Origin of the sequence: Asticcacaulis benevestitus DSM 16100 = ATCC BAA-896 (assembly GCF_000376105.1) — a bacterium.
Lineage (GTDB): Bacteria > Pseudomonadota > Alphaproteobacteria > Caulobacterales > Caulobacteraceae > Asticcacaulis > Asticcacaulis benevestitus.
This window is the reverse complement of the sequence record NZ_AQWM01000014.1, coordinates 38,229-52,233: the sequence shown is the minus strand read 5'-3', so window position 1 is coordinate 52,233 and position 14,005 is coordinate 38,229. Positions and strand designations below refer to the sequence as shown.

12 protein-coding genes are annotated in these 14,005 nt (G+C 58.6%); 7 read left to right on the top strand and 5 right to left on the bottom strand.

Annotated features, from left to right (window positions below; genetic code table 11):
• The first annotated feature begins 113 nt into the window (after window positions 1-113).
• Window positions 114-317, top strand: a complete 204-nt coding sequence (locus tag B060_RS0114240; protein WP_018082471.1) for a hypothetical protein — start codon at window positions 114-116, stop codon at window positions 315-317.
• A 53-nt stretch (window positions 318-370) separates the two neighbouring features.
• Here the strand turns inward: B060_RS0114240 and B060_RS26165 are convergent, their stop codons facing one another.
• Complete coding sequence (locus tag B060_RS26165) at window positions 371-1,072, bottom strand: EF-hand domain-containing protein (protein ID WP_081606866.1); 702 nt, start codon at window positions 1,070-1,072, stop codon at window positions 371-373.
• 338 nt (window positions 1,073-1,410) lie between these two features.
• On the opposite strand from B060_RS26165, the gene B060_RS24645 reads away from it, so the two are divergent.
• Complete coding sequence (locus B060_RS24645; protein WP_018082468.1) at window positions 1,411-2,103, top strand: EF-hand domain-containing protein; 693 nt, start codon at window positions 1,411-1,413, stop codon at window positions 2,101-2,103.
• A 168-nt stretch (window positions 2,104-2,271) separates the two neighbouring features.
• Complete coding sequence (locus tag B060_RS0114220; protein WP_035423553.1) at window positions 2,272-3,030, top strand: prephenate dehydrogenase/arogenate dehydrogenase family protein; 759 nt, start codon at window positions 2,272-2,274, stop codon at window positions 3,028-3,030.
• Between the two features lie 5 nt (window positions 3,031-3,035).
• Here B060_RS0114220 and B060_RS0114215 read toward each other — a convergent pair whose 3' ends face one another.
• Window positions 3,036-4,922 (bottom strand): cation:proton antiporter domain-containing protein, encoded by a 1,887-nt coding sequence (locus tag B060_RS0114215; protein ID WP_018082466.1) that lies wholly within the window; start codon window positions 4,920-4,922, stop codon window positions 3,036-3,038.
• Window positions 4,923-5,123: 201 nt separating this feature from the next.
• On the opposite strand from B060_RS0114215, the gene B060_RS0114210 reads away from it, so the two are divergent.
• Entirely contained in the window at window positions 5,124-7,274 is a 2,151-nt protein-coding gene (locus B060_RS0114210; RefSeq protein WP_018082465.1) for a M13 family metallopeptidase, read from the top strand.
• A 303-nt stretch (window positions 7,275-7,577) separates the two neighbouring features.
• Window positions 7,578-8,375: a response regulator gene (locus tag B060_RS0114205; protein WP_018082464.1), complete on the top strand. Its 798-nt coding sequence runs from the start codon at window positions 7,578-7,580 to the stop codon at window positions 8,373-8,375.
• 27 nt (window positions 8,376-8,402) lie between these two features.
• Here B060_RS0114205 and B060_RS0114200 read toward each other — a convergent pair whose 3' ends face one another.
• From B060_RS0114200 to B060_RS27225, 3 genes are all read right to left on the bottom strand, one after another.
• On the bottom strand, window positions 8,403-8,852 hold the full coding sequence (locus B060_RS0114200; protein ID WP_018082463.1) for a hypothetical protein: 450 nt from the start codon (window positions 8,850-8,852) through the stop codon (window positions 8,403-8,405).
• 32 nt (window positions 8,853-8,884) lie between these two features.
• Window positions 8,885-9,391 (bottom strand): hypothetical protein, encoded by a 507-nt coding sequence (locus B060_RS0114195; protein ID WP_018082462.1) that lies wholly within the window; start codon window positions 9,389-9,391, stop codon window positions 8,885-8,887.
• Window positions 9,392-9,550: 159 nt separating this feature from the next.
• Complete coding sequence (locus tag B060_RS27225) at window positions 9,551-9,718, bottom strand: hypothetical protein (RefSeq protein ID WP_155847892.1); 168 nt, start codon at window positions 9,716-9,718, stop codon at window positions 9,551-9,553.
• Between the two features lie 212 nt (window positions 9,719-9,930).
• On the opposite strand from B060_RS27225, the gene hisS reads away from it, so the two are divergent.
• Window positions 9,931-11,412: a histidine--tRNA ligase gene (hisS, locus tag B060_RS0114190; protein ID WP_018082461.1), complete on the top strand. Its 1,482-nt coding sequence runs from the start codon at window positions 9,931-9,933 to the stop codon at window positions 11,410-11,412.
• A gap of 436 nt (window positions 11,413-11,848) precedes the next feature.
• Entirely contained in the window at window positions 11,849-13,945 is a 2,097-nt protein-coding gene (locus B060_RS0114185) for a M13 family metallopeptidase (RefSeq protein ID WP_018082460.1), read from the top strand.
• Window positions 13,946-14,005 lie beyond the last annotated feature (60 nt).

Here is a 14,005-nt window from a genome sequence, read left to right as displayed (position 1 = left end):
CACATATCTTCTCAAGCGAATTTTTCGGGTTGACCGACCCCCAACCGGTGTTAAGAGCTTATAAAACCGGCGGGACTAAAAGTAAGAATCTCATAAGTAGGAGAGACGCGTTTATGTCTTTGGTCGATAAGCTGTTGATGCCCCGCAAGCTCGAAATCGCCGGTTGGGTGATGATCGCCACGCTGTGGTTCTGCATCGGTTTCCAATATTACACCGGCATCGAAACCATCAAGATGGTCAAGACCGTGTTCTTCTATCTGGTTCTCGACTATATCTGGACCTCGGTGAAGCGCGAATTTTTCCCTCACCTGCGCTAAGGTCTTCCCTCTTCATAAGGGTTCGGGCCGGTGCGAAACCGGCCCTCAAGTCTTTATGCCGCAATCGACAGCGATGAAGAGCTGGCGGACGCCATGGCTTTCAGGCTGTTGGCGCTATAGGCCTGAACCGCGCTTTGCAATTCCTTCAACAGGCTGGCGATATCCGTTGCGGAATTGGTGCTGCTGAGGGCGCTGGAAGCGGTCGTTGACGATGACGCGCTGCTATCCGATGGCGGCGGTCCCGGCGGCGGGCCACCTTGCGGTCCATTGGCACCTTGCGAACCACCTTGCGAGGGACCATTGGCAGCCATCTGGGCATCGAAGCTCGACAGCTCGTCTTTGGTGACCGAACCGTTGCCGTCAGCGTCCATCTTGCTGAAGAGTTCGTCAGTCTTGCTGGTGTCGGTGTTACCGCTGACCGATGACCTGAAGCTTTCTATCTCCGTCTTGGTGAGGCTGCCGTCACCGTCGCTGTCCATGTCCTCCATGGACGGCGACTTATGATGACCACCTGAACCGCCGGACTGGCCGGATTGACCCGACTGGACAGCCAATAGGCCTTCCATGATCTGCGAGGACAGGGCACTGATGAAGACGTCAGCGTTTTCGCTGACACTTGTGGTCGATGAAGCCGAACTGCTGCTGGTGGTGGACGTCGATGAGGACGCACTCGCGGTCGTTTCCGTAGCCAGCTTCGCCTTCATCTGAGACAATAGCTGGGTGAGCGATGTGCTCGCCGAGTTGCCTATTTGCATGAGGGACTCTCCTAAAAAAGCTGACACACGAAGGGCCAGCAAGATAAAGGAGAAAATATTTCAATTAACAATATATTATTTTAATATATATTTCAGTTTCGAAACAATTTCGACTTATTTTTAACTCAAATAAGCAAACAATTTAACCTGAATATATCAGTATCAACATAAAAACAAGACGAATTTACTGTAGGAAAAAACACATCGGCAAGTTTTTCCGCCCGTCGATGTCCGCTTGCCTAACCCAAGCGCCACCGCTAATCTGAAAATGGCCGCAAATTGGTCACAAAACGACTCTACCGATTCCACGTCTCTTCTCCAGCCGAATGATGTGCCCCATGCGCCCGATCCGCCCTCTTCTCACGGTTCTTATTGCCGGCCTCACAGTGACGGGCGCGGCGAATGCGCAGACGGGCGGCTATGTCGGCATCGGCCTGACGCAGAACGTCTTCTTCTCGCCCTCGGGACAACCCTTCCGTTCGGCGGCCAACCAGCCCTATCCGGTGGGCGCCTGGGTGGCGCAGGCCGATACCGACAAGGACGGCAAGATCAGCCACGACGAGTTCATGGCCGACGCCCTGGCCTTCTTTGACAAACTTGACCTCAACCACGACAAATACATCAACAGCCCGGAAAATTCGCGTTACGAAACTCAGGTGGCGCCGGAAATCCAGCGCATCGATCCGCGTATCAAGCAACCGGTCAACCGCGCCCAGGCGCCTGACCCTGACGCGGGCGGCTCACCCGATCCGACTGGCGGCAAGTATCGCAAACAGATCATCGGCGCCACGCAATACGGGCTGATCGATGAGCCTCAGCCGGTGCGTGCCGCCGACGCCAATTTCGACTTCCGCGTCTCGAGGGAAGAGTGGATCAACGCCACCAACCAGCGCTTCACCATTCTTGATCGCAATGAGGACGGATTCATCACAGCCGATGAAATGCCCAAGACTCCTGCCCAGATCGCCGGCGAAGTGACGCCCGACGACAAGGCCGGCAAGGGCAAGAAAAAACGTTCCGGCTTATGGTAAGATGCCGGTGAAATTATCTGCATAATCTCGCTTCAACGATGAAATGCCCCCGCATTGGCGCAAGCCGTGGAATTTTCGCCTCGCCTTGACTGCCCATCTATGTTACCGGCGCTGTTTGAATTTCAGTGCACAGGCCTGCCCTGGTGCGCTCACGGAAGAGTAGGCAGCGTGGTCAAGACAGTTCGCACCTTGGGTTTGTTTGGCTTGGGCGCCTTTGGCCGCCTGATCGTAAAGCATCTGTCGCCCTATTTCGACATCTACGCCCACGATCCGAGCCCTGAGGCCAAACGCTATGCCCGCCGCCACAATGTAACGCGTGTCGATCTCCCGACGGCGGCCGCCTGCGATATCGTGGTCCTGGCCACGCCGATCCGCAGCCTGAAGGCCCTGGCTGAAGCGATTGCACCCCACGTCAAGCCTTACGGCCTCGTCGCCGATGTCGGTTCGGTGAAGATGAAGCCGGCCAAATGGCTGGTCGATGCCCTGCCCTCGACCGTATCCATCCTGTGTACCCACCCCCTGTTTGGGCCGCAATCGGCGCGCAAGGGCATCCACGATCTGGAAATCGTCGTCTGTCCGGTGCGTATCCGTCATGTCGATACCATCGTTAAATTCTTTGCCAATACGTTGGACCTTAAGGTGTCGCTGGCGACGCCTGAGCAGCACGACAAGGCGCTGGCGGCCGTGCAGGGCCTGACCCACTTGATCGCCAAGGTCTTAAGCGGCCTTGAGCCTTTGCCCACCGTCCACACCACCCGCTCCTACGACCTGATGATGCAGGGCGTGGGGCTGGTGTCGGGCGATTCCGATGAATTGTTCCTGTCGATTGAGCGCGACAACCCGTTCGCCGCCGAAGTGCGCAAGCGCTTCTTCAGCGAGATCGACGCCCTGCGCAACCGACTCGAAGCGCACGATTCCGGGAAGTAAGAGGGCTACAACCCCTGCTTCTCCGCGGCATGGTTCTCCGCCATCGCCAGGGCCACCGCCGCCAAAGGCATATCGGGCTTGATGGCTTCCGGCTTGCGAATACCGAACATCTTGCGGAAGACATCACGGCGTTCGTGGACACTCGCCAGCACCAGCCCCATCGGTACGCCAAGATCGATCAGCGTGTTTTCCGCCAGTTGCAAAGACGCCTCGATGGTTTCCGGCACAGCGTCGGTGGCGCCCATTTGATACAGGCGCTGAGCGTGCGAGGCGTCACGCGCGCGGGCGATGATATGGACGTCCTCACGCATGGCGCGCACCGCCTGCACCACCTTGTCGGTAAAGGCCGGATTTGACACCGTCACCACCACGGCGCGGGCGCGTGCGATACCGATGGAATGCAGGAAATCCGGCATGGAGGCGTCACCATACCAGGCTTCGATACCGGCGGCACGGGCACGTTGGGTGACCTGCGGGTTGATATCAATGACCAGGAACTCGATCTGGTGCATCCGCAGCATGTCGATGACCAGTTCGCCAACGCGCCCGAAGCCGACGACGATGACCTTATCGGCCTCGCTGACGGTCTCCGGCGCCACAGTGGTCGCAGTTTCACCACTCTTGGCGATCGATTTTGACAAGCGACCGGCAGCGGCGGCCAGAAAGGGAATGGCGAACAGCGACAGGATCGACGCCACGATGACGGTCTGGCCAAGATCGGCCGACAGCACCTTGTGGTCGATGGCCTGATCAATGATGACGAAGGCGAATTCCCCCGCCGGCCCAAGCACCGCGGCGGTTTCGATGGCACTGCGGTTGTTCATGCCGAAAAGGCGCGCCGCCGGATAGATGACCGCGGCCTTGATGAGGATCAAGCCTGCCGCCAGACCCAGCACAAGCGCTGGCTGATCGAGCACGGCGGTGATTTCAAGGCGCGCCCCGACCGTCACGAAGAACAGGCCGAGCAGCAGGCCTTTGAAGGGCTCGACCATGTTTTCGATTTCACGACGATATTCGGTTTCGGCCAGCAGCACACCGGCGACAAAGGCGCCAAGCCCCATGCTCAGCCCCGCCATCACAGATATCTGCCCGGCCACGAGCACGCACAGCAGACAGGCCGCCATGAAAAGCTCACGCGAATTGGAGAAGGCGACCGTATTAAATAGCGGACGCAGCAGCCAGCGACCGCCGACCACCAGCACGCCCATGCCAACCAGGGCCGGGATGAGCGCCAGCAATCCGCCCAGACTGCCACCGGCCGTGCCGGCCGCACCGCCGGCCAGCATGACCACGGTGATCATGATCGGCGCCACGGCGATATCCTGCGCCAGCAGAACGGCGAAGACACTGCGGCCCGAAGCGCTTTTCAGCGCCTTGCGATCGGCCAGTACCGGGATGACCACAGCGGTGGACGACAGGGCGATGGCCATACCGAGCGCGATTGAGGCCACGATGCTCTGGCCCATGATCAGGAACAGGCCGGTCAGGGCCAGCGAACACAGCGCGACCTGAAGCGCACCCAGGCCGAACACAAGGCGCCGCATGGATTTCAGACGCTCAAACGTCAGTTCGAGACCAATGGTGAAGAGAAGAAAGACGACGCCCAGTTCGGCGAGTTGGTGGACGGTGTGCGACCGCATGACATCGAAGGCATCAAACGCCGGCCAGATTTTCTCAAGTCGTCCCATGACATCGGGCCCAAGCAGGACGCCAATGAGAAGAAAACCCAGAACACTTGAAACCTTAAAGCGCTGAAAGATCGGAACAACGACCGCGGAAGCCAGGAGAAAGACGATAATGAAGATGTAATAGCCTTGCGCATCCGTATTGAGGACAGGGGCAAGGGCTTCTTTTGCTATCGTGGTCACTGGATGGCCAACGGATGCGTTCATCTTCGGGTACTTATCCTTTTAAGGGGGGAGTATTACCTATAAGGCGAACCAGACATCCTATGTAACCCCTCAAATACATTTTTTCGTGAAACATTACGGAAAATTCATGCGCCACTTTCCGAAAAGTGGATAAGTTGCGAAATAGTATCTTTTTTATCAATCGCGACATGGCGCCTACACCTGCCGCGTGGAAAGTGACCTATGACATTCCTGAAAATTCTCGCCTCCACCTCAGCGCTGACAGCACAGGCTTTGGCCGGGCTGGCCCTAACGTTTGCCCCCGCCCAAGCTGGCAATTGCATCGATGCCTATTGCCGCATGGAAACGCTTGAAAGCTTCGACGCCCTGCTGGCCGCAGACGCCTCAAGCGGCAGCAATGATGCCGCCCCCAACACGGTCGCCAAGAAGTTCGGCACCTGGGGCATCGACACCGCTGGCATGGACACCAGCGTCAAGCCGGGCGACAGCTTCTTCGATTACGTCAACGGCACCGCCGTTAAGACCATGGTCATCCCCGCCGACCGCACGTCTTATGGCTCCTTCCTGCAACTGCGCGAACTGTCGGAAAACCGCATGAAGGTTCTGATCACCGGTCTGGCCGCACAAAAGGGCCTGACAGGCGATGATGCCAAGATCGCCGCGCTTTACAATGCCATGATGGACGAAGCGACCATCGAGACGCTCGACATCAAGCCGCTCACCCCGACGCTGTCCGCCATCAAGGCCATCAAGAGCAAGGCTGAGATGGCCGCCTGGATGGGCAAGACCTCCGGTATGATCGGTGCGGCCTTCTTCGGCGCCTATGTCGATGGCGATGCCAAGAACCCGCAGGTTAACGTGCTCTACGTGGCGCAGTCCGGTCTCGGCCTGCCCGACCGCGACTACTACCTCAAGGACAGCTTCGCCGACAAGAAGACCAAGTATGAGGCCTATATCGTCAACATGCTGACCATGGCCGGCGACCCCAATCCGGCCCAGACCGCCAAGGATATCCTGGCGCTGGAAACCAAGATCGCCGAGGTGAGCTGGACCAAGATCGAGCGCCGCGACGACAACAAGACCTACAATCCGATGACTCGCGCCGAACTGGCGACCTTCGCCCCGGCTTTTGAGTGGGACAGCTACTTCAAGGCCGCCGGCGTCGATAAGGCCAGCAAGCTGATCGTGTCGGAAAACACCGCCTTCCCGAAGATCGCCCAGATCTATGCCGATACCCCGCTGGAAACCCTGAAAGCCTGGGAGGCCTTCCGCACCATCGATCAGGCCGCGCCTTATCTGTCCAAGCGCTTCGCCACCGCCCAGTGGGAGTTCCGCTCGCGTGACCTTTCCGGCGCCCTGGAGCAGCGTCCGCGCTGGAAGCGCGCCATCAGCGTTACCGACGGCGCTCTCGGTGAAGCCATCGGCCGCACCTATGTGGCGCAATATTTCCCTGCCGACTCCAAGGCCAAGATGGAAGGCCTTGTCGCCGACCTGCGCGCCGCTCTCAAGATCCGCATCGAGAACCTGACCTGGATGAGCGCCCCCACCAAGGAAAAGGCGCTGGAGAAACTCTCCAAGTTCGGCGTCAAGATCGCCTACCCTGACAAGTGGCGCGACTATTCCGCCCTGACAATCAAGGACGGCGACCTGTTCGGCAATATCGAACGCTCGAATGCCTTTGAATGGGACTTCAACGTCGCCAAGATCGACAAGCCGGTCGATCCGCTCGAATGGGGCATGACACCGCAGACCGTCAACGCCTACTACTCCCCGACGCGCAACGAGATCGTCTTCCCCGCCGCCATCCTGCAACCGCCCTTCTTCGATCCGGATGCTGATCCGGCCGTCAACTATGGCGGCATCGGCGGTGTTATCGGCCACGAAATCACCCACGGCTTCGACGATCAGGGCCGCAACTATGACGGCGACGGCTTCCTCAAAAGCTGGTGGACCGCCGAGGATTCGGCCAAGTTCGACGCCCAGACAAAGAAGTACGGCGAGCAGTATGACGCCTTCGAGCCCCTGCCCGGTGTTCATGTCCAGGGCGGCCTGACCATGGGCGAGAACATCGCCGATCTCGGCGGTAACCTGCTGGGTCTCGACGCCTACCGCCTGTCGCTCAAGGGCAAGCCTTCACCCGTCCTCGACGGCTTCACCGGCGATCAGCGCGTCTTCATGGGCTTTGCTCAGGTCTGGCGCTCGAAGTACCGCGATGACGCCGTCAAGCAACAGGTGGCTACCGATCCGCACTCGCCTGCCGTTTTCCGTGTCATCGGGCCGGTGCGCAATATCGACGACTGGTACAAGGCCTTCAACGTTCAGCCGGGTGAAAAATATTACCTGAAGCCGGAAGACCGCGTCCGCATCTGGTAAGGGCCACAGGCTCTTACGCCGGAATCTTGACAGCGCATGTTGAGATTTTCGCAGCCTGATACTGAAAGCCCGTCTGGAAACAGGCGGGTTTTTTGTGGCTTGAAAATTGTCTTCCGGCCAGGCTTCGAAGCGCTTTCCGGAATTTAAAGTCGAAAATATATTTATATAAACATGAGCCTACGGTGAAAACGCGTCATGCAAGCCCAAACTATCTGACACAATCCCGCGCTCACGACTACTTAACATCCTCATGATAACATCGTTTCCATTCATCTGATTTGCGTGGGCATAAGGGGTTACATCATGGCAAACGGCTTGGCGCTGATCATTGAGGACAGCCAGACACAGGCACAGATCATCGGGCGCATGCTTGCAGACGAAGACTGGACCTACGTTCTGGCCAAGACTCTGGAGGACGCCGAACGCGTTATCCTGCAACAGCACCCCACCTTGCTGTTTGTCGATGTCTTTCTGGCAGAGGAAAACACGCTGCCGCACCTTGGTCGCCTGCGCGATCTGGCGCTTGAGGCCACCGTCGCCGTGATGACCGCCGGTGACCGCAGCGAAGCTATCGAAGAAACACTCAACATCGCCCGCAAGGCCAAGGTCGATTATATCCTGCGCAAGCCTTTTTCGCGCAATCAATTGCGCGCCATCGTCCAGTCAGCCGAGCAGGATCAGGCCGAAGGCAAGCATCGCTTCCATGCCCTGGTGATTGATGACAGCCCGACCGCTGGCAAGGTGACCGGCCAGATGCTGAGTGACAACGGTTATCGGGTCAGCATCGTCAAGTCGATGGAAGAGGCCCTCGATAATGTCGACATCGCCCACGTCGATCTGGTGTTGTCGGATATTTTCATGCCCGGAATGGGCGGACTGGCCGGCATCAAGATCATCAAATCGACCTGGCCATGGGTTAAGATATTGGCCATGTCGGGCGGATTGAGCAACCGCATCACGTCAGGACGCGCCACCTCGGCGGCAGTCAAGGCTGGGGCTGATGCTGAAATCAGCAAACCGTTCAAGTCAGTCGAACTTGTGCACCTGACGTTGGAAATGATGGCGCGGCCCACCGCAGGCTACCAAGAAAGACAAGCTTAAGGCGCGATCCGATCTGTTTCCGCGGCGTCAAATGCTCTTGATCGCGGACAGCCGGACGCCGAACGGACCATTATAATAGATACATTCGGAGTCGTTGTTGCTGTGCTGAAACTGACTTGAAAAGGTCACGGACTGCCCAAGCCGCAGCGCCATGACAGCGGCATAGGCCGGGTCGGTTTTCCTGACGAGCGCTTCCAGCCGGATGCCCTGGCCAAGAGTGATCGCCATATCCGCCGTGCCATCGAGTGTGGAGACGCGCAAGTCGCGCACCTTGCCCTGCCAGTTGTCAAAGCGATCATAGGTCTTGAACTGCTCACAAAAACGATCAGACGCTGCGCCGGTGCGCGGCAGGGCGAGGAAGGCCGTCTGCGTGGCAGGCAGGCTCACGACCACGGCGGGCACGGCATTCGGCGGCGCAGGTTTGTCGCAACCGGCTAACAAGAGAACGGCGCAGAGAAGAGGGGTAAATCGGATCATGAAGCAACCTCGCGGGGCGGGTTGCCCGGTTCTCAAGTGTTGCCGAACTCGATGACGCAATCAAGGCCGGAATCGGCGGTGGCTGGCGTGACGATGACATCGATATGATCTCTCAGCAGGGCAGCCATGTTATTGAGTGCCGTCCCGACCTCGGCATCGCTCTTAGCGGTCAGGATGGCGTCCATCTTGATGTTCAGATCAAGCGACAGCCCCTTCATAATACATTTCAGGTCGTTATCGGTGCCGCGCGCTTTCAGGGTCATGTGGCCCTTCTGATCATCGGCCGACAGATTACGGATGGCCTGCGTATAGATCTTGAACTTTGGCTGCTGCAACAGGTCAAGCGCCGGCGTGAAGGCCTTGGTCTCGCTTTCCAGGCGCCGCGCACGGGTTACCAGACCGGCGAAAAAGGGATCGCGCGAAATTTTGCTGGTTGGCGCAGCGGATGAAGCCACCGGCGCGGTGGCGCAGGCGGTTTGCGCCATCAGAGCGGCGCACAGGGTCAGTACGAGCGGAACGGCTTTGCGGAAACAGGTCATGACGTCTCTTATGCCAGAGCCAGTCCAACAAAGCGTTAATGCAGGCCTCCCCGGCGCACAGATATTGCCGACGCCGTTCCAGCCCGAACGGACGTCATCGCGTGTCTGTGCGCCGGAGGTCGCGCTGATAATGTCAGATAAAAGCGCGGCAACCTTGCGTCAGTAATGTACGACTGCAGCCTGGCCATTGGGATGGCAAGGTACACCCGCCGCACATTCCGGTCCGACGGACGAGAACGCCCAGACCAAGGCGGCGATAACGACCGTCACCACAATCATGGCGACGACAAAACGCGAAAAGTTTTCTGCTGTAGGCGACTTCCTCATGGCTTTGCCCTCCTTAAGGGAGCCTTATTTATAACACCGTTCCACCACATTTAGAAGGGGTTTACTAAATTTTTCGACTTAAGTGTCAAAATACCGCTGACTTTTTATTTTCCCCTTATGGGCGAGTAACTTGCGCTTTCGGATGTTGTCCGTTTGCGGCCTTTCTGGCCTGCACCCTTGTCTCAAAGCCGCCAATGCTTTAATCGGCGCGCATGAGCGAAAATCCAGAAAACCCCGTCCCGTCCTTTCGTCCTGAGGCACGCAGTCCGCGCGGCTTTATCGACAAGCGAAGCCATCAGATCGCCATCGAGCGTCATCTGATCACCACCGTGTCGAAGGTTTATGAGGACTTCGGTTTCGAAGCCCTGCAAACCCCGGCTTTTGAATATGCCGACGCCCTTGGCAAGTTCCTGCCGGATTCGGACCGCCCCAATGTGGGCGTCTTCGCCCAGCAGGACGATGACGAGCAATGGATGGCGCTGCGCTATGACCTGACCGCGCCGCTGGCGCGCTTCGCCGCCCAAAACTGGGAAACCCTGCCCAAGCCCTTCCGCCGCTACGCCTTCGGGCCGGTGTGGCGCAACGAAAAACCGGGCCCCGGCCGCCTGCGTGAATTCATGCAGTGCGACGCCGATATCGTTGGTTCCGATCGCCCCGAGGCCGATGCCGAAATGATCGCCCTGGCCGTTGCCGGATACAAGGCGCTCGATGTGCCGGCGCGCCTGCGCGTCAACAACCGCAAACTGCTGAATGGCCTGCTGACCAGCCTCGGCGTCAGCGAGTCAGGCCAGCAACTCGGCGTCCTGCGCGCCATAGATAAGCTCGACCGCTTCGGCCTTGAAGGCGTGGCCCTGTTGCTCGGTGCCGGCCGCAAGGATGACAGCGGCGACTACACCAAAGGCGCCCAGCTCCCCGACTCCGCCATTCAGCCCGTGCTCGATTTCGTATCGGCGGGCGGGGCCGCCACCCGCGCGGCGGTGCTGGAAAAACTGGCCGCCGTGCTGACCAATTCGGCCGAAGGACAGGCGGGTCTCGAAGACCTGACGCGCATCGATACCGCCCTGACCGCTATGGGCGTTGGCGAAGATGCCGCCATCTTCGATCCGGGCATCGTGCGCGGTCTCGAATACTATACCGGCCCGGTTTTCGAGGGTGAACTGCTGCTCGAAACCCGCGACGACAAGGGCAATCTGGTTCAGATGGGCAGCGTCGGCGGCGGCGGCCGTTACGATGATCTTGTCGCGCGCTTCACCGGCCAGCAGGTGCCCTCCACCGGCTTCTCGTTCGGCGTATCACGTCTGGCGGCAGCACTGGCCCTGACGGATCTCGGCAAGAAGAACGTGGCGCGCGGCCCCATCGTCATTATCGCCTTCTCCGAATCCGATATGGGCGAGTATTTCAAATTCGCCGCTGACGTGCGCGCCGCCGGCATGGCCGCCGAGGTCTACCTCGGCCGTTCAGGCATGAAAGCGCAAATGAAGTACGCCGATCGCCGACTCAGCCCCGCTGTGGTCATGATGGGCGAAGACGAGCTGAAAGCCGGTCAAGTCACGATCAAGGACCTCGATCTCGGTCGCGACCTGGCGATGCAAATAAGTGACAATAAGGCATGGAAGGAAGGGCGCCCCGGCCAGGTCACCCTGTCACGTGCAGAAGCCATCAACCACTTGAAATCTATAGCAGAAAACCGTTGATGGCGGCGTCAATATAACCTTGATTTTCACGCCGTTTTGACCACGGCGTTATAAAGGTTAAGAGCGCTTGAAATAATTTTGACGCAATGTGACAAAACCAGTTGACAGCGCGGCCCTAAAAATGTTTTCTCCAACCCAAGAGAACGGAACTTCCCCAGTAGAGTGAAGTCAGTTCCCAGCGTTTCGGGGAGGAAACGCTCGCTTATAACAAATAAAAAAGCTCGCCGGGCCTTATCCCCCCTGTGCGGGCTTTTTTTTGGTTTAAATTCCAAAAATATGACGCGGTCGTCAAAAACTGTTAATCAGTTGTTAAGGCGGTGACATCGTATCGTTCGGAACAAGATTACCAAATGTTCATGAGACGAAAGCGTTAAACTGTATCAAGGTGTGCGCTTGTTTCGGGAGCGCACGACGTCTCCCTTACCGGAGAGACTTCATGCGCGCCAAAATCCTCACATCTGCTTTAGCCATCAGCACCGCCCTGCTGGCCTTGCCCGTCATCGCCGCTGTGCCGGCCATCAATGACAAGGCCGATGCCAGCCATCTGTTCGGCGAGACCGATGCCGCCGCTTCCGATACTGTGGCGAAGAGCTACGGCACCTGGGGCTTTGCCCTCGATGGCATGGACAAGACGATCCAGCCCGGCGATGACTTCTTCAACTACGCCAATGGCGCCGCGCTGAAGGCCATGACCATCCCCGGCGATCAGCCAGGCTATGGCGCCTTCAACCAACTGGCCGATCTCTCCGAATTCCGCCTGAAGGCTCTGGTGACCGGCCTGGCCGCACGCACCGACCTGACCGGCGAAAATCTGAAGATCGCCGACCTCTACCGCAGCGCCATGAACGCCGACCTGAAGAACAAGCTCGACGTCAAGCCGCTGCAACCCGAACTGGAGAAGATCGCCGCCATCAAGACAAAGGCGGACATGGCCAGCTTCATGGGCTGGACGTCGCAGGGATTCGGCGCGGCCTTCTTCAATATCTTCGTCTATGACGATGCCAAGAAGCCCGGCTTTCGCGCGCTGCAATTGACGCAAGGCGGCCTCGGCCTGCCCGACCGCGACTATTACCTGTCGGAGACCTACGCCGATAAGAAGGCGGCCTACGAACTTTACATTAAGGACATGCTGACCCTGACCGGGTACGCCCATCCTGAAGTCGCCGCGAAAAACATCGTCGCCATGGAAACGGAAATCGCCAAGGTAAGCTGGACCAAGATCGAGAGCCGCGACGACACCAAGACCTACAACCCGATGGCGCTGAAGGATCTGAACACCTACGCCCCCGGCTTCAACTGGGACGGTTTCTTTGCCGCCGCCACAGTGAGTCAGGCGCAGAAGGTCATCGTCGGGCAAAACACCGCCATCCCTAAGATCGCCAAGATCTTCGCCGACACGCCGCTCGAAACCCTGAAAGCCTGGGAAACTTTCCAGGCCACCGATCAGGCCTCGGCCTATCTCGGTGATCGCTTCTATAACCGCCGCTTCGAGTTCCGCTCCAAGACCATGTACGGCATCGCCGAGCAGCGCCCCCTGTGGAAGCGCGCCATCGGCACCACCGACGATAAGATTGGCGAGGCCCTCGGCCGCGCTTATGTCCGCGATTACTTCCCGCCCGAATCCAAGGCCAAGATGGAAGCGTTGGTACATGACCTGCTGGCGGCCATGAAACTCCGCATCGACAACCTGACCTGGATGAGCGCGCCCACCAAGGCCAAGGCGCTGGAAAAGCTCTCTACCTTCGGCGTCAAGATCGGCTACCCCAACAAGTGGCGCGATTATGCAGGCCTGACCATCAAGGCCGACGATCTCTACGGCAATATCGAGCGCTCATCGGCTTTTGAATGGGCCTACAATGTCTCGCACATCGATAAGCCGATCGATCCGGAAGACTGGGAAATGACGCCGCAAACCGTCAACGCCTACTATTCCCCGACCAAGAATGAGATCGTCTTCCCCGCCGCCATCCTGCAAGCCCCCTTCTTTGATCCGAAGGCTGATCCGGCCGTCAATTACGGCGCCATCGGCGGCGTTATCGGCCACGAAATCACCCATGGTTTCGACGATCAGGGCCGTCACTACGATTCGACCGGCGCGCTTATCGACTGGTGGACGCCGGAAGACGCCACCAAGTTCGAGGCCCAGACCGTGGCGCTCGGCAAGCAGTATGATGCTTATGAGCCCGTTCCCGGTTTCCACGTTCAGGGCGGCCTGACCATGGGCGAGAACATCGCTGACCTCGGCGGCATCCTGCTCGGTCTCGACGCCTATCACCTGTCGCTCGGCGGTAAGCCGGCGCCGGTGATCGACGGCCTGACGGGTGATCAGCGCGTCTTCCTCGGCTTCGCGCAGGTGTGGCAGAGCAAGTATCAAGACGACTTCATGAAGTATCTTGTGTCGTCAGATCCGCACTCGCCCGACAAGTTCCGCGCCATCGGCTCGGTGCGCAATGTCGATGCCTGGTATAAGGCGTTCGATGTGACCAGCGGCAAGTACTATCTGAAGCCCGCCGACCGCGTCCGCATCTGGTAAGCCAGGGTCGCGGACCCTGGACCCGGAATTTTGACAGCGCACGTTGAGCTTTCCGCCGCT